The sequence below is a fragment of the Geothrix limicola genome, from assembly GCF_030268085.1.
GTDB classification, from domain to species: Bacteria; Acidobacteriota; Holophagae; order Holophagales; family Holophagaceae; genus Geothrix; species Geothrix limicola.
The window spans coordinates 787,025-802,126 of the sequence record NZ_BSDE01000001.1 but is presented as its reverse complement, the minus strand read 5'-3'; the positions used below and the strand labels follow the sequence as shown (position 1 = coordinate 802,126).

Sequence of the window (15,102 nt, the reverse complement as noted above, 5' to 3'; positions counted from 1 at the left end):
CTCAAAGTCCCTTATTTCTGCGAGGTTTTTAATCTGCGGAAAAATCCGCTCCAGGCCCCTTGACACCCCTACATCTTGGGGCCATCCTTTTCTCCCGGCACAACCCATAGAGGTCAGCTTCAAACTTCCCCACCCCCCGGGGAGAGCTTTGTGCGCCTCACGGAAAGCCATTTCTTTCGAGCCCGTCCTTTCCACCCACTGCCCACAGGACAGTCACATGAAGATCGCCCGCCATTTCACCAAGGCAGGTCACGACCCCTTGGAAGGGATTCCTTTCGTTCCGCGCACCAGCCGCATCTCCAAGCTCGACGGCACCGTCGTCTTCGAGGCCAAGGATGTGATGGTGCCGGAGACCTGGTCCCAGGTGGCCGTGGACATCCTGGCCCAGAAGTACTTCCGCCATAAGGGCATCGACGCCCAGAACGGCGGCGAGAAGGACTCGCGCCAGGTCTTCCACCGGCTGGCGGGCTGCTGGCGGCACTGGGGCGAGACCCACGGCTACTTCGACGCCGCCGAGGATGCCCAGGCCTTCTACGACGAGCTCACCTACATGCTCGCCAACCAGATGTGCGCGCCCAATTCGCCGCAGTGGTTCAACACGGGCCTGCACTACGCCTACGGCATCTCCGGCCCGGCCCAGGGCCACAGCTACGTCGATCCCAGGACCGGCGAGATGAAGAAGTCCACCTCGGCCTACGAGCGTCCCCAGCCCCATGCCTGCTTCATCCAGAGCGTGACCGACGACCTCGTCAACGAGGGCGGCATCATGGACCTGTGGACCCGCGAAGCCCGCATCTTCAAGTACGGATCCGGCACGGGCACCAACTTCTCCAAGGTGCGCGGCTCAGAAGAGCCCCTTTCGGGCGGCGGTCGCAGCTCGGGTCTGATGAGCTTCCTCGCCGTGGGCGACCGCGCCGCGGGCGCCATCAAGAGCGGCGGCACCACACGCCGCGCCGCGAAGATGGTCTGCCTCGACCTGGATCACCCCGATATCGAAGCCTTCGTCGACTGGAAGGTCACGGAAGAGCGCAAGGTCGCCATGATGGCCGCCGGCAGCGCCATGCTGCGCCGCCACTGGGACGCCATCTGCAAGACCGTGGAAGGCTCCACCTCCAAGGATGCCGACCCCAAGACCAACGAGGCCCTACGCAAGGCCCTCGCCCGCGCCAAGCGCGAGGGCGTGCCCGCCGCGTTCCTGACCCAGTGCCTGGGCCGCCTGGCCGAAGGCGATTTCCTCCGCGATCTCGCGGGCTACGACACGTCCTGGGACGGCGAGGGCTACCTCACCGTCGGCGGCATGAACTCCAACAACTCCGTGCGCGTGCCCGATGCCTTCATGCGCGCCCTGGAGATGGACGGCGACTGGGAGCTCAAGCGCCGCATCGACGGCAAGACGAGCAAGAAGCTCCGCGCCAAGGATCTCTGGGAGAAGGTGAACCGCGCCGCCTGGGCCTGCGCGGACCCCGGCATCCAGTTCAACACCACCATCAACGACTGGCACACCTGCCCCGAAGACGGCCCCATCAACGCGAGCAACCCCTGCTCCGAATACATGTTCCTGGATGACACGGCCTGCAACCTGGCCTCGCTGAACCTCTGCACCTTCCTCACGGAAGACGGCGGCTTCGACCTCGCGGGCTACCGCCACGGCATCCGCCTCTGGACCATCGTCCTCGAGATCAGCGTGCTGATGGCGCAGTTCCCCAGCGAAGCCATCGCCAAGCTCAGCTACGACTTCCGCACCCTGGGCCTGGGCTACGCCAACCTCGGCGCCATGCTCATGCGCATGGGCATCCCCTACGACAGCGTGGAAGGCACCCAGTGGTGCGCCTCCCTCACCGCCATCCTCACGGGCGACGCCTACGCCGCCAGCGCCGAGATGGCTCGCGAACTGGGGCCCTTCCCCGGCTACCAGAAGAACGCCCAGCACATGCTGCGCGTCATCCGCAACCACCGCCGCGCGGCCTACAATGCCCCTGCTTCTGAATACGAACAGCTCTCCATCCGGCCCCAGGGCCTGCACGGCGCGGGCGTGCCCAAGCGCATCACCGATGCGGCCCGCGAAAGCTGGGACACGGCTCTCACCTACGGCGAGCAGTGGGGCTTCCGCAACGCCCAGGTGACCGTGCTGGCGCCCACGGGCACCATCGGCCTGCTGATGGATTGCGACACCACCGGCGTCGAGCCCGACTTCGCCCTCGTGAAGTTCAAGAAGCTCGCCGGCGGCGGCTACTTCAAGCTCGTGAACCGCGCCATCCCCGAGGCCCTGGCCCGCCTGGGCTACTCGCCCAGCCAGATCCACGACATCGAGCGCCACGTGGTGGGCTGGCTGCAGATCACCGACGAAACGCCCGGCATCACCCGCTCGATGCTGAAGGCCCACGGCTGGGACGACGAGGAGATCTCCCTCGTGGAGCAGAAGCTCCCCACCGCCTTCGATCCCGCCTACGCCATCGACGTCGAACGTCTGAAGCGGGACTTCAGCCCCGAGCAGGTGGAGACCTTCATGCTGGCCCTCAGCGGTACCATGACCGTGGAAGGCGCGCCGCACCTCAAGGATGAGCACCTGCCCATCTTCGATTGCGCCAACCGCTGCGGCCGCACGGGCAAGCGCTACATCGCGCCCATGGGCCACCTGAAGATGATGGGCGCCGCCCAACCCTTCCTCAGTGGCGCCATCAGCAAGACCATCAACCTGCCTGCGGAAGCCACCGTCAACGAGATCGGCGGCATCTACGAGGCCAGCTGGCAGCTCATGCTCAAGGCCGTGGCGCTCTACCGCGACGGTTCGAAGATGAGCCAGGCCATGGCCACCAACCTCGACCTGCTGGACGGCGCCGACACCCTGATGGATGAATCGGCCACCGCCACCGAGAAGGCCCCTGCGGTGGCCCAGGCGATGACTCAGCAATTGGCGCAGCAGCTGGTGCGCACCTACCGGCGCCGCATGCCCAACCGCCGAGGCGGCTACACGCAATCGGCCACCGTGGGCGGCACCAAGCTCTACCTGCGCACCGGCGAATACGAGGACGGCAGCCTCGGCGAGATCTTCCTCGACATCCACAAGGAGGGCGCCGCCTTCCGCGCCGTGCTCAACTGCTTCGCCATCGCCGTGAGCATGGGCCTCCAGCACGGCGTGCCCCTGGAAGAGTTCTGCGACGCCTTCCTCTTCACCCGCTTCGAACCCGGCGGCATGGTCATGGGCAGCGACACGATCAAGATGAGCACCAGCATCATCGACTTCGTGTTCCGCGAACTGGCCATCAGCTACCTGGGCCGCTACGACCTGGCCCATGTGGAACCCGAGCAGATCGTGAACGCCGCCACGGGCCTGCGCCCCGCGAGCCAGGCTGGCGCTGCCATGCCGGCCCTGCCCACGGGCACGCCCCTGCCCTTCCCCGAGGGTTCCATGACGGGCGCGCCCGCCCAGGAAGACGCCCCGGTTCCCGTGCTGGTAGGTGTGTCCGGAGCCAAGGCCACGGTATCGGCCGCGCAGGCCGCCCGCGAGAAGGGCTACACCGGCGATCCTTGCCCCGAATGCGGCCACCTCACCCTGGTGCGCAACGGCGCCTGCATGAAGTGCCAGACCTGCGGCGCGACCACGGGCTGCAGCTAGGAAAAGACGCGCTGAGAAGGGTGCGAGACGGGTAAAAGGAGCGGGACACCCGCTCCTTTTTTTGCGTCGGGAATTCAGGCTGAACGGGGATGCCCAAGATTCGTATATCCGGTCCACCAGCCAGGCATTTTGTTGAGGGATCGATCAGATTCGATGTGCTCGTACCAGCTCAATAAAATATTGGATGAATTTTGAATGGTATGCCGACAGGATTCCGGATTTAATGTGTCGTGTTTCAGCATAGAAGATATGCCTGTTAGATTTTCCATTCCGAACTGTGCCACAAGGATGCATTCATGGATTATGTCGAAGCGAAGCATCCCTCAGGCCTGGGAAGCTGGCTCATCATCCTGGGCTGCCCACGCGGCCAGTCGCATCACCTCCGAGATGAAGACCGCAACCTCTCCGGCCCATCCTTCGCCTTCTGCGCCAGCTGCGAACACCAGGCGGGCATCGATTTCGAGAGCCAGGATTCTGAGACAGGCTGGAGCGTCCAGGTCTTTCCCGAGCGCTTGGTGTGCGGGTACGAGTCCGGAATCGCTTGAAGGCCCCCATGGCGACCTCCCGGTCGGGCCGGGTGGGTGGTAAGTTGTCCCTGCCTGCTCGCCCGGGGGATGCCACCACCTCGCAACCCTGAAGGATCCGCGGCCGGGCCCTTCCTCCGCCCGAGCCGCCCATGCCCGATCTCCTCGATCCCGCCGCCTTGGACCTGGCCTCCGACGCCGAACTGGGCCCCCTGCTGGCGGCCTGTCCGGACATCGTGGCGCTGCGCTTCAGGGACGGCGAGCTGCTGGTCCGCGAAGGCGAGGATTCACAGGATCTCTTCATCGTGCGCAAGGGCAGCCTGGTGGTGGAGAAGGCCCAGCCGAACGGCACCCATCAGCCCCTGGCCCAATTGGAATGCCATCCGGACAACCCCGTGATCGTCGGCGAAATGGCCTATTTCGGGGCTCAGCACCGCACGGCCACGGTGCGCGCCGTGGGCGCCTGCCAGGCCCTGCACCTCAAGCCAGCCCATCTGGACGCCATCATGGCGGGCTTTCCCGGGCTCACACGCATTCTCTGCCGCCAGTTCACGAGCCGCCTCAAGGAGGCCAACGAGGAACTGCGCGACCTGCGCGCCCGCTTCGACTGTGCGCCTGAGCGCCGCCTGGCCAAACCGGGAGAACGCCTCTACGAAGCCGGCGGCGAAGCCCGCTCGGTATTCCAGCTCGCCATGGGCTCGGTCAGGCTTGAAGGCGCCTCCGGTTCCCGTGTTCTGCGGGCCGAAGACCTTCCGTCAGGGTTTCTCGGACTGAGGGAATACCTCCTGGGGCTTCCCTACGCAGAATCAGCAGTGGCGGAGGATTCCTGCTTCCTCGCCGTGATCAGCATCGACCGCCGCGAGGCCTTTCTTCGCAGTTATCCGACCCTGGCTTTGACAGCCTTCCATTAAGCACCCGATCCATTCCTCCCGGCCTCAATAAGCCAATAGTCCACACGGCATCGGTCTTCCGCGGGCGGATGCCACACCCGGAATCAATCGGTTTCCGCCAGGGCCGCGTCCATCATCCACCTCGCGATGCTGATGGTGCTGGGAAGATCGGGAAGGGTCTCGCGGGTGAACCAGCGGGCGTCTTCCAGTTCGGAAGGATCCGGCCTCAAATCGCCATCGAGGTACTCGGCCCGGAAGCCCACCATCAGGCCGTTGGGAAAGGGCCAGGGCTGGCTTCCGAAATAACGCAGGTGCTGGATGCGGATGCCCAATTCCTCCGAGACTTCCCGGTGCACCGCGGCCTCGAGGGATTCCCCGGGCTCCGTGAACCCCGCCACGGAGCTGTACACGCCCGGTTTGAAATGGGGCGAGCGGGCCAGGGCCCATTGGCGAGCCGGCCCCCTGCCGCGCTGGATGAGCACGATGATGGCTATGGAATTCCCGGGAAAGACGGCGCGCCCGCAGGACGGACAACGGCGGCCGTGCCCTTCGGCCGGAACCAGCGCCGCCGCGCAGTGGCCGCAGAAGCGATGCCCCGCCTCCCATTCCAGCCACTGGTAGGCCCGCCCGGCACGCAGCCAGTCCTCCCTGGCCATCCGCGGGTGGGCTTCGCGCAGTCCCAGGGCTTCCACACCCGCAGGCGGGGCCTCGTCGGCCTCGGCTCGCAGCACGGTCACACCCTCTGGCAGGCTCAGGCGTGCCCGGGCTCCCGTGGGCACCGAGCCGAGGGGCAGCCACAGCCGGTCTCCCTGGAAGGTGATGGGGCCTTCGTGCATTCGTCCTCCTCAGGCCGCAGGGGCCCGCCTCCAGCCTAGCCCAGCCCCCCTATACGAACAGTACGGCATGGACCGGCGGCAGATGCTCTGCCAGCGTGATCCAGTCGTCCCCGGCGTTCTCGCTGATCCAGACGGAACCGGTGGTGGAGCCGAAGGCCAGGCGCTCACCGTTGGCGTCCAGATCCAGGGCGTGGCGGTAGACCAGGTCATAGGCCCAGCTCTGGGGTAGGCCCCGGTGCAGGGTCTCGAAGGTGCGGCCTCCGTTGCGGGTGCGGTTCACCACCACGCGGCCCTCGGCGGGGATGCGGCGCTCGTCCTTGATGGCAGGCACGAACCAGGCCGTGTCGGGATCCTTCGGGTGCACCACCACGGGAAACCCGAAGACGGAGGGCTTCACGTCCGTGATCTCCGTCCAGGTCATGGCGTCGTCCGTGCTGCGGAAGATACCGTTGTGGTGTTGGATCCACCAGACGTGGGGCGCGGCGGGGCACTGCACCATTCGGTGGGGATCCTGGGATTCCGGGGCCTCGACCAGCTCGGGGGGCGCGTAGTCGGCGCGCATGCCCTGAGTGTGGGCGGTCCAGGTCTTCCCGCAGTCCCGGGAATGCCACACGCCGCCGCTGGAGACTGCCACCACCACACGGTTCCCGTCGCGCGGATCCACGACGACGGAATGGATGCCCGGCACCTCGGCGCCGCCGCCGGCCCACTTTCGCCGCTGGGGCATGTTCCACAGAGCCTCCACCAGGTGCCAGGTGGCGCCGCTGTCCTCGCTCCAGAAGAGGCCGCCCGGAAGGGTGCCGGCCCAGAGCAGGCCGGGCTGGGAGGCGAGACCTGGCGTGAGACACCAGAAGCGGATGAGGCGCCAGGGGATCTCGCGCCCCAGGAAATCCTTCTCCACATGGCCCTCGGGCGGCTCCGGGTAGGCGGGCACGCCGATCTCCTCCCAGGTGGCGCCGCGGTCCTTGGACCGGTGCAGCTTGGCGCCGAAGTGCCCGTGGTCCAGGGCGGCGTACCAGGCGCCGTCGCGGGGATCCTGCATGGCCAGGGAAACGTTGTCCCCGAGGAAGTGGACCTGCACCAGGTCCCAGATCCCGTTCCGGCGCTGGGCCGAGAAGAGACCTTTGCGGGTGGACACGAGCAGCTGGTCCGACATCTCAACCTCCGGAAAGGGCCTGCATCACGTAGATCTCGGCAGCTTCGGACACAGGATCGCCGAGGGTCCGGCGGTCCTCGACGGGCACGCCATCCACGAAGATGGCCATGTGGAACCTCAGGGCACCATGCTCGTCCAGCACGTACCCCCGCAACCGGGGACGCTGCTGGAAGGCCGCCTCAAGGGCCTCCCGCACCGATGCCCCCGGCACCGTGCAGGGGTCGCAGGCCACGTGCCGTCGGAGGTTGCTCGTGAAGGTCACACAGGGCATGGCGCCTCATCGCCGAATCCGCCAATGTCTTCCCTGTGAAGCCTCACGTCAAGCGCCGGCCTTCAATCGAACCGGGTGGGGTCGTCCCAGCGGTCCAGGTGTGCCTGGGCCCGCCGTTTCTCCCGTTCGAGCTGCTTCTGGGCTTCGATGAACTCTTCGTCTTCAAGCCGTGTGGGATCCGGAAGCGGGTGGCCATCCAGATCATGGACGGGCGCAGCCCGACGCTCCACTCCGACGATCCTGCTCCACACTTGGCGCCGTTCCACTGGACTCATCATGGTCCACCTCTGGCTCAGCCCAACATAGGTTCACCCTATGAAAACGCCAGGCAGAAAAAAACGCAGGGGTCGCCCCCTGCGTCATTTCTTCTGGTCTGAAAGCTTAGACGAGCCCGAGCTGCTTGACGGCCTGGCGTTCCTCGTCGAGTTCCTTGGCCGTGGCATCCATCTTGGCGCGGCTGAAGGCGTTGATTTCGAGTCCCTTCACAATCTCCACCTGGCCGTTCTTCACGGTCACGGGGAAACCGTAGACCAGGCCTTCGGGTACGCCGTAGCTGCCGTCAGAGACAAAGGCCATGCTGGTCCAGTCACCTTCGGGAGTGCCCAGAGCCCAGGAGCGCATGTGGTCGATGGCGGCGTTGGCGGCGCTGGCGGCGCTGCTGAGGCCCCGGGCCTCGATGATGGCGGCGCCACGCTTGGCCACGGTGGGAAGGTAGACGTTCTCGTACCAGGTGTGGTCATTCACCAGGTCGTAGGCGTTCTTGCCGTCGACTTCGGCGTGGTAGAGGTCGGGGAACTGCGTGACGCTGTGGTTGCCCCAGATGGTCATCTTCTTGATCGCGGTGACGGGCTTGCCGGTCTTCTCGGCCAGCTGCGAAATGGCGCGGTTGTGATCCAGGCGCACCATCGCGTGGAACTGGGTGGGCTTGAGCTTAGGCGCGTTGGACAGCGCGATGAAGGCGTTCGTGTTGGCGGGATTGCCCACCACCAGCACCTTCACATTGCGGCTGGCCACTTCGCTGAGAGCCTCACCCTGGGGCTTGAAGATGCCACCGTTGGCGTTCAGCAAGTCGCTGCGCTCCATGCCGGCCTTGCGCGGAAGCGCGCCCACCAGCAGCGCGTAATCCGCATCCTTGAAGGCGACCTTGGGGTCGTCCGAAGTGACCACGCCCGCCAGCAGGGGAAAGGCACAGTCATTGAGTTCCATGACGACGCCGTTCAGGGCCTTGAGGGCTGGCGTGATCTCCAGCAGCTGGAGGATCACGGGCTGGTCGCTGCCCAGCATCGCGCCACTGGCAATGCGGAAGAGCAGGCTGTATCCGATCTGACCGGCAGCGCCGGTGACGGCCACGCGAACGGGGGGCTTCATACGGGTCCTCCTGAAGATAGGTCATTCTATACCTTCACGGGTTCTTGGAAACCGACAGGTCGGGAATTCCTGTGGACCTTCCTTCAAATCCGCCCGAACAGCAAGTTTCCGGTCCAGACACCGATGAGGATCCCCAGATCCTCCCATGCCAGGATTATCCATCCGACTCGCATCCCTTTTCTCCCTCCTCCTGCTCGCCTTGCCGCTGGTCCGCGCGGCGGGGATTCCTGTGTCGGGGCGCATGGTGTTCCGTCCCCACGGCGCCGCGGAAGGCCTGGAGCACATGAGCCTCACCTGCCTCGCCCAGGACCAGGCCGGCTTCCTGTGGGTGGGCACCGAAGGCGGCGCCTACCGCTATGACGGCACCAGCTTCCGGCTCTGGAGCCTGCCCGAGGGGCTTCCCTCCGCCTGGGTCCGCACCTTCGCCTCGGGGCCCGAGGGCAACCTTTGGATCGGCACCCGGGCGGGACTCTGCTGGTTCAAGGAAGGCCGGATCCACCTGCTGGACGTCAAAGATCCGCTGGCCCACGCGCTCATCCATCAGGTCACCACCGATGATCGGGGCCGGATCTGGGTGGCTTCCCAGCAGGGCCTGTTCTGCAATGAAGGCGGCGCTTCCGGTTTCCATCCCGTGCCCGGGTGGTCCGAGGGCCCGGCCTTCTCCCTCGCGCGGGACGGTTCAGCCATGTGGGTCGGGGGCACCTCAACCCTCTGGCGGCTCGCGGACGGGTCCCCGCCAGCCACTTGGTCCAGCCGCCAGGGGTTGTCCGCCGAGCCCGTGAAGGCCCTACACATGACGAGAACCGGGGATCTGTGGATCCGCACGCCGAGCCAGCTCCGGCTGCTGCGCCGGGGCGCCGCCACCGCCATCCTTCCCGCCCAGGGCCTGCCTCCCGTGGCCGTCAGCTTCTACGAGGAATCCCTCTGCGCCGACGGAAGCGGCGGCGTGTTCGTGCCCACCGCCAAGGGCCTCCTGCATTTCCCCGCCGCGGGTCCATGGCGGCTCCTCGGCGAGGATCGCGGCATACCCAACGGCTGGGCCAACCAGGCCCTGGTGGACCGGGCGGGCAACCTGTGGCTGTCGAGCCTGGGGCTGCACCTGCTTCAGGGCAACGGGTCCTGGCAGAACTACACGCGCTTGGACGGGCTGCCTGGGGATACCACCTGGGGCCTGCTCCGGGATCGCGAAGGCACCCTCTGGGTGAGCACGAGCAATGGCCTCGCCCGCATGGAAGCGAGCGGCCCCAGGGCTTTCCCGCCCGGTGCGGGCCTCGTGCTCTACACCCTCACCGAAGCCGCGGACGGCAGCATCTGGGGCGCGGGTGAACATCCCTTCCTCGTGCGCATCTCCCCGGATCGCCGAAGCCTGTCGCGCATTCCCCTGCCGCCTTCCCCCGCCATGGCCATCCCTGTGGCGATCGCCTTCGACGCGGCGGGAACCCTCTGGATCGCCACCTCCAACGAGGGCCTCTGGCAGCTGCAGGCACCCCATGGACGGCGGCATTTCCAGCATGTCGACCTGCCCGGAAGCGGCGATCTGGGCCAGCTCACGGCCCTCCACGTCGACGCCAGACAGCGGTTGTGGGTGTCCACGGGTCGAGGGCTGGCCTGCCTGGATCGCGGAGTATGGCGGATGTTCGGCGCCGAGGTCGGACTGCATGCCTCCCCGCTGTGGGCCATGGCGCCCATGCCCGACGGTACCGCCTGGCTGGGCTATCTAGAACCCGTCGGTCTCACCCACCTCGACCTCAACGGCGAGACGCCCCGCCTGCTCGAGCACCGCACCCGCAAGAACGGGCTGGCCAGCGATTCCATCTACAGCCTGGTGGCCGATCCCTCGGGCAGCCTGTGGGTGGGTGGACCGCGCGGCGTGCAGCGCCTCCAGGGGCAGAACCAGCGCCTGTTCCGCCGCGAGGACGGCCTCATCGGGACCGACTGCAACCCCTTCTCCACCTGGGCCGACGCCGATGGCGGCCTCTGGTTCGGATCGACGACGGGCCTGCTCCACCACCTGCCCGAAGCCAGCGGCACCGCCACCGAAGCCCCCAGGACCGTGCTCATGTCCCTTCGTCTCGGCTCGAAGGCCTGGGACCTTCCCAGTGAGGAAACCCGGGAACTCGGCAGCGTCTCGTACCGCGACCGCACCTTGTCCGCGCGCTTCACCTCCCTCGACTACCAGCAGGAGGGCCGGCTGCACTTCCAGGGGCGCCTGCTGGGGCTGGAAGAGGAATGGATGGACCTGGGCACCCGGGATCTGCGCTATTCCACCCTGCCGCCGGGGCGCTACGAGCTGCAGGTCCGCGCCTTCCTCGAAGGCGAACCTCCTGGACCGATGGCCAGCGCGCGGTTCCAGATCCAGTATCCCTGGTGGGCCCGGTGGTGGATGTGGATCCTCGGCATCGGCGCGATGCACGTGATCGGACGCGCCGGATTCCGCTGGCGCACGGGGCGTCTGCGACGGCGCAATGAAGAGCTCCAGACCCTGGTGCAGCAGCGCACGGAGGCCCTGGAACTGAGCAACCTCGCCCTGGAGGCCATCTCCACCACCGACCCCCTCACGGGTCTGCGCAACCGGCGCTATCTCAGCCAGGAGCTGCCGCCGGTGCTGTCGCTGATCCTTCGCAGCCAGCGCTCGGGGGCCGCCGGATCCGAGGCTTTCCTCGTCTTCGCACTCCTGGACATCGACCACTTCAAGCGGGTGAACGACACCTGGAGCCACGAGGCCGGAGACCGTGCCCTGAGGCAGATCGCCGACATCCTCCGGCACGTGGCCCGGGAATCGGACTTCCTCGTGCGCTGGGGCGGCGAGGAGATCCTCTTCGTCGGGCGGACGACCGATCTGGATGGGGCCGCCGCCGTCGTGGCCCGCCTGCACCAGGCCATCCGGGAACAGCCCCTCGACCTGGGCGTCTCGGTTCCTGTGCCCCTGACCTGTTCCATCGGCTTTTCCATCTTCCCCTTCCAGACGGATCACCCCGAAGCCACCTCCTGGGAAGACCAGATCCGCCTGGCGGACCGCTGCCTCTATGCCATGAAGCGGTCGGGGCGGGATGGCTGGCTGGGTGTCGCCGGGCGGGCAGGCGCGGAGGCCTCTGCGAGTGGCTTCGAGGACGCGCCCGCCGAAAGCGTGCTCGCCGATCAGGTCGCCTTGCGCGCCAGCGACCAGCGGCCCCTGGTCTGGGATTCGGAGGGAGGGGCCTGAGCCTACAGGGCCTTGACCATCTGTTCGCCGCCCAGCTGCCGCATCTGGTTGAGGATCCAGCCCTGGCGCCCCCGGATGTACTCGCTGGGGGCGCTCACCTTGAACTTTCGCGGATTGGGCAGCACCGCGGCCATGAGGGCGGCTTCAGGGGCGCTGAGCCGCTTGGCGGGTTTGCCGAAATAGGTCCGCGCCGCCGATTCGGCGCCGTAGACGCCGTCGCCGAACTCCACGATGTTCAAGTAGACCTCGAGAATCCTCCGCTTGGACCAGCCCGCCTCCATGAGCAGGGTGAACCAGGCTTCGAAGCCCTTGCGCACCCAGGAGCGGCTGTTCCAGAGGAAGAGGTTCTTCGCCGTCTGCTGGGAGACCGTGGAGGCCCCCCGCTTCCGTCGGCTCTTCTCGTTGTGCTGGATGGCCTTCTCGATGGCCTGCCAATCGAAGCCGAAATGGTCGGCGAAATTCTGGTCCTCCGCGGCGATCACCGCCAGGCCCAGGCTGGGGGAGATCTCCTCCAGTGGAACCCACTGATGGTGCGAGGTGTAGGGCCGATCCTCGCTCCAGGCCTCCATGCGTCGCTGGATCATCAGACCCGAGACCGGCACCGGCACGAACCGGAAGATCAGCACCAGGAGGATGTTCAAGGCGAGGAACAGGCCCAGGGCCCACCCCAGGCCCACCAGAATCCGTCCCATCCAGCCCCGCTTCTTCGCCATGTCGCCTGATCCCGTCAAAACATTCAGTCTGCCAGCCCGGCAGCCGATGGGTCAGGGACGGCTTTTGGATTCCGGCCCGCCGGAACCCTCCGCAGGGGAGCACCTCCAGGATGTCCAGTCAGCCCGAGAAGCGGAAATACCCGCGCCTCAGCATCAACGATGGCGCCTACGGGGTCAGGTTCCAGGCCCAGGGCACCCCCATCCACGACGGCCGCCTGGTCAATCTAAGCGCCGGCGGATGCGGACTGGAGATCCAGACCGCCGATGCCCGTCACATGGAAGTGGGCGACCTCCTGGAGTCCGTGTTCCTCGACCACCCGGACCTTCCCTTCGTGCCGCTGTCAGCGGTCGTGGTGCGCCTGCTGGGCAAGGTGCCCGGAAAGACCGGCGGCTACGTCCTCGCGGGTCTGGAATTCCAGGAGACGACGCCCTTCGTGAGGGAACTCATCGCCGGCCACGTGGCGGAAAAACTGAAGAAGGAATAAAGCGGCGGTCCAGGATCAACCCCCGCCCCTCCGGTGCCGATGGAAACAGGACCCGACGCTCCCCGATGAAACAAACCCCCTTCGAACTCTTCCTCGATCGCCTGGACCCGGCCTGGCGGGACGATCAGCTCGCCTTCTTCCGCACCGTCGCGGGGCTGGGCACGGCCGCCGTGGAAGAGCTGGCCGGGCGGGTGTCGCGAGTCTCCTGTCCCCCGGGACTGAAGCAGCTCGTCCTCGAATTCAGCTACTACTTCCCCTGGCAGGAATGGATCCCCATCGTTGATCGCATCCTCCGCCATGAGAAGGACCTGGCCCTCTTCGATACGGGTGTGCGGGCCCTGGGACGGATGGGAACGCCTCCGGCCCTGGAATGCCTCCGCGCCCTTTCCCTGAGCCGCGTCACACCCGGCTTCTCCGAGATCGTCAACCAGGTGCTGCAGGAATCCGACCCCGCCGAGGCGTTTCTCCACCATTTCTCGCGCCTGCTTCAGGGCAGCGTCCAGCCCGCGGATGCCAACGAGGGCGCCCATCAGCTCGCCAAGCTCATCACCGCCGACAGTTTCGGGGCCCTCCGCACTGCGGTGGACCATCCCGACCCCCTGATCTTCCGGCATGCCCTCAAGCTGATGGGTCAGGTGCCATCCGAAGAGGCCGCCGCCTTCCTGCTCGCCTACCTGGAGGCGACCCATCAGGAGGCCCTGCAGGACCGCGAAGTCCGCGTGCTCCTCACCGAGTTCCGCAGCCTTCCCCGCACCGAGGTGATGGCGAAGGTGATCCAGATGCTCACGGCCCGCTGGACTGATCATCCCGCACAGCCGCTCACCGAGCTGGCGGACCTCGCCTCGGGCAATGGTGATCGGATCCAATCGGCGATCACGCGGCTTCACGCCTGCGAGCCCGGCGTGCTGGACGCGTTCCTCCTCGACACGCTCAAGGAAGCCCTCGTCGACAAGCCGGCCCATCTGGCGAAGGCCCTGGGACAGGCGGGCGAGGCCGCGCAGCGCCGCACCCGGCGCATCGAATTCGGAATGGATTCGGCCTCCCAATCTCTAGCCACCCTGGCGGGCCAGGGGCTCATCGACGCCGGACAGGTGATCCCCGTCCTGGCCGAATCCCTTCGCCTGGGCACCGGCCACGCGGGCGCCGCCTGCGCGCTGGCCAGGCTGGTTCCGCCCGAAGCCCAGGACCTCATCGACCTGGTGCTGGATCAAAGTGACGGCGCCATCCGCGGCGCGGCCCTGGAGGCCCTGGGCGAGCGCTCGGACCCGGGCCTGCGCTACGCCTTCATGAAGCTGCGGCGGGATGCCATCACCGATATCTCCGACCGGAGCCTTTGGCACCTCGGCCAGCTGCCGGAAGCCGTGGGCACCGCGCGGGCCTTCCTCGCCGACGAGGACCCCGCCGAGGTGGAGGTGGGCCTGCGCTTCATGGCCATGCACAAGTTGGAGGAGCTTGTGCCGGACCTTCTGGAACGCATCCCCACCGAAACCCGAGAAGCCCTCCTCGTGGGCATCCTGGCAACCCTCGGCGCCATCGGCTCGCCGTCGGCCGTGGATCCGCTGGTGAACCTCCTTCATTCGGGCCAGGCCCCCAAGATCCAGGTCGCCATCGCCGAGGCCCTCCGCGATCTGGGCGACGCCAACGGCGCCCTGGCCCTTTGCGCCAAGGCCGAAGAACTCAACAGCCCCACGCTGCGGGCCATCGCCGTGGAAGCCCTGGCCAAGGCCCACCCGACGCCGGAAAACCCACTGCCCGCCAGCCGTTCGAACGTGCTGATCAAGGCCGTGCGCGGCGGATGGAGCGACCGCAATCCCTGGCCTCTGCGGCGCCGCATCGCCGACACCCTGCTGAACGTCCATCCCGAGAATTCCGGTGTGTGGGTCGAATTGTCGACCCTCTTCCAGGCCACCCTGGACGAGAAGCGCCCGCCGGGGGCCGTTTCCCCCGAGGACCTCACGCACCTCCAGACCTGCGCCCGCGCCCTGGCCCAGCTGGCCTCGGTCTGAGCTCGACAGGAGCCGCGCCCCGCGCCATCCTCCCA

At 67.0% G+C, this 15,102-nt stretch carries 12 protein-coding genes; 6 read left to right on the top strand and 6 right to left on the bottom strand.

What is annotated here, in order from left to right; genetic code table 11:
* The first annotated feature begins 217 nt into the window (after positions 1 to 217).
* From QSJ34_RS03360 to QSJ34_RS03350, 3 genes are all read left to right on the top strand, one after another.
* The gene (locus QSJ34_RS03360) at positions 218 to 3,616 is read left to right on the top strand and encodes an adenosylcobalamin-dependent ribonucleoside-diphosphate reductase (protein ID WP_285570306.1); all 3,399 of its coding nucleotides are present in this window, start codon (positions 218 to 220) and stop codon (positions 3,614 to 3,616) included.
* Between the two features lie 296 nt (positions 3,617 to 3,912).
* Positions 3,913 to 4,161: a hypothetical protein gene (locus QSJ34_RS03355; protein WP_285570303.1), complete on the top strand. Its 249-nt coding sequence runs from the start codon at positions 3,913 to 3,915 to the stop codon at positions 4,159 to 4,161.
* A 131-nt stretch (positions 4,162 to 4,292) separates the two neighbouring features.
* Positions 4,293 to 5,051, top strand: coding sequence for a cyclic nucleotide-binding domain-containing protein (locus QSJ34_RS03350; RefSeq protein WP_285570300.1), 759 nt, complete (start codon positions 4,293 to 4,295; stop codon positions 5,049 to 5,051).
* 83 nt (positions 5,052 to 5,134) lie between these two features.
* Here QSJ34_RS03350 and nudC read toward each other — a convergent pair whose 3' ends face one another.
* The 5 genes from nudC to QSJ34_RS03325 all read right to left on the bottom strand — a co-directional run bounded on the left by nudC (position 5,135) and on the right by QSJ34_RS03325 (position 8,661).
* Positions 5,135 to 5,866: an NAD(+) diphosphatase gene (nudC, locus tag QSJ34_RS03345; RefSeq protein ID WP_285570297.1), complete on the bottom strand. Its 732-nt coding sequence runs from the start codon at positions 5,864 to 5,866 to the stop codon at positions 5,135 to 5,137.
* A gap of 49 nt (positions 5,867 to 5,915) precedes the next feature.
* Positions 5,916 to 7,022, bottom strand: a complete 1,107-nt coding sequence (locus QSJ34_RS03340) for a sialidase family protein (RefSeq protein WP_285570294.1) — start codon at positions 7,020 to 7,022, stop codon at positions 5,916 to 5,918.
* A gap of 1 nt (position 7,023) precedes the next feature.
* Positions 7,024 to 7,293, bottom strand: a complete 270-nt coding sequence (locus QSJ34_RS03335) for a MoaD/ThiS family protein (protein WP_285570290.1) — start codon at positions 7,291 to 7,293, stop codon at positions 7,024 to 7,026.
* A 62-nt stretch (positions 7,294 to 7,355) separates the two neighbouring features.
* On the bottom strand, positions 7,356 to 7,523 hold the full coding sequence (locus QSJ34_RS03330) for a hypothetical protein (RefSeq protein ID WP_285570287.1): 168 nt from the start codon (positions 7,521 to 7,523) through the stop codon (positions 7,356 to 7,358).
* A 151-nt stretch (positions 7,524 to 7,674) separates the two neighbouring features.
* Positions 7,675 to 8,661, bottom strand: coding sequence for a malate dehydrogenase (locus tag QSJ34_RS03325; protein WP_285570284.1), 987 nt, complete (start codon positions 8,659 to 8,661; stop codon positions 7,675 to 7,677).
* A 145-nt stretch (positions 8,662 to 8,806) separates the two neighbouring features.
* On the opposite strand from QSJ34_RS03325, the gene QSJ34_RS03320 reads away from it, so the two are divergent.
* Entirely contained in the window at positions 8,807 to 11,863 is a 3,057-nt protein-coding gene (locus tag QSJ34_RS03320; RefSeq protein ID WP_285570279.1) for a ligand-binding sensor domain-containing diguanylate cyclase, read from the top strand.
* Between the two features lie 2 nt (positions 11,864 to 11,865).
* Here QSJ34_RS03320 and mtgA read toward each other — a convergent pair whose 3' ends face one another.
* The gene (gene mtgA / locus QSJ34_RS03315; protein ID WP_285570276.1) at positions 11,866 to 12,576 is read right to left on the bottom strand and encodes a monofunctional biosynthetic peptidoglycan transglycosylase; all 711 of its coding nucleotides are present in this window, start codon (positions 12,574 to 12,576) and stop codon (positions 11,866 to 11,868) included.
* 110 nt (positions 12,577 to 12,686) lie between these two features.
* On the opposite strand from mtgA, the gene QSJ34_RS03310 reads away from it, so the two are divergent.
* Positions 12,687 to 13,061: a PilZ domain-containing protein gene (locus QSJ34_RS03310; protein WP_285570272.1), complete on the top strand. Its 375-nt coding sequence runs from the start codon at positions 12,687 to 12,689 to the stop codon at positions 13,059 to 13,061.
* Between the two features lie 65 nt (positions 13,062 to 13,126).
* Positions 13,127 to 15,067, top strand: coding sequence for a HEAT repeat domain-containing protein (locus tag QSJ34_RS03305; RefSeq protein ID WP_285570269.1), 1,941 nt, complete (start codon positions 13,127 to 13,129; stop codon positions 15,065 to 15,067).
* The last annotated feature ends 35 nt before the right edge of the window (positions 15,068 to 15,102 follow it).

What these genes read in the sequence shown, in the direction of transcription:
- QSJ34_RS03320 (WP_285570279.1), top strand. Translation starts at nt 8,807, where the DNA reads ATGCCAGGATTATCCATCCGACTCGCATCCCTTTTCTCCCTCCTCCTG.
- QSJ34_RS03335 (WP_285570290.1), bottom strand. Translation starts at nt 7,293, where the DNA reads ATGCCCTGTGTGACCTTCACGAGCAACCTCCGACGGCACGTGGCCTGC.
- QSJ34_RS03305 (WP_285570269.1), top strand. Translation starts at nt 13,127, where the DNA reads ATGAAACAAACCCCCTTCGAACTCTTCCTCGATCGCCTGGACCCGGCC.
- QSJ34_RS03350 (WP_285570300.1), top strand. Translation starts at nt 4,293, where the DNA reads ATGCCCGATCTCCTCGATCCCGCCGCCTTGGACCTGGCCTCCGACGCC.
- QSJ34_RS03340 (WP_285570294.1), bottom strand. Translation starts at nt 7,022, where the DNA reads ATGTCGGACCAGCTGCTCGTGTCCACCCGCAAAGGTCTCTTCTCGGCC.
- nudC (WP_285570297.1), bottom strand. Translation starts at nt 5,866, where the DNA reads ATGCACGAAGGCCCCATCACCTTCCAGGGAGACCGGCTGTGGCTGCCC.
- QSJ34_RS03310 (WP_285570272.1), top strand. Translation starts at nt 12,687, where the DNA reads ATGTCCAGTCAGCCCGAGAAGCGGAAATACCCGCGCCTCAGCATCAAC.
- QSJ34_RS03325 (WP_285570284.1), bottom strand. Translation starts at nt 8,661, where the DNA reads ATGAAGCCCCCCGTTCGCGTGGCCGTCACCGGCGCTGCCGGTCAGATC.
- mtgA (WP_285570276.1), bottom strand. Translation starts at nt 12,576, where the DNA reads ATGGCGAAGAAGCGGGGCTGGATGGGACGGATTCTGGTGGGCCTGGGG.
- QSJ34_RS03355 (WP_285570303.1), top strand. Translation starts at nt 3,913, where the DNA reads ATGGATTATGTCGAAGCGAAGCATCCCTCAGGCCTGGGAAGCTGGCTC.
- QSJ34_RS03360 (WP_285570306.1), top strand. Translation starts at nt 218, where the DNA reads ATGAAGATCGCCCGCCATTTCACCAAGGCAGGTCACGACCCCTTGGAA.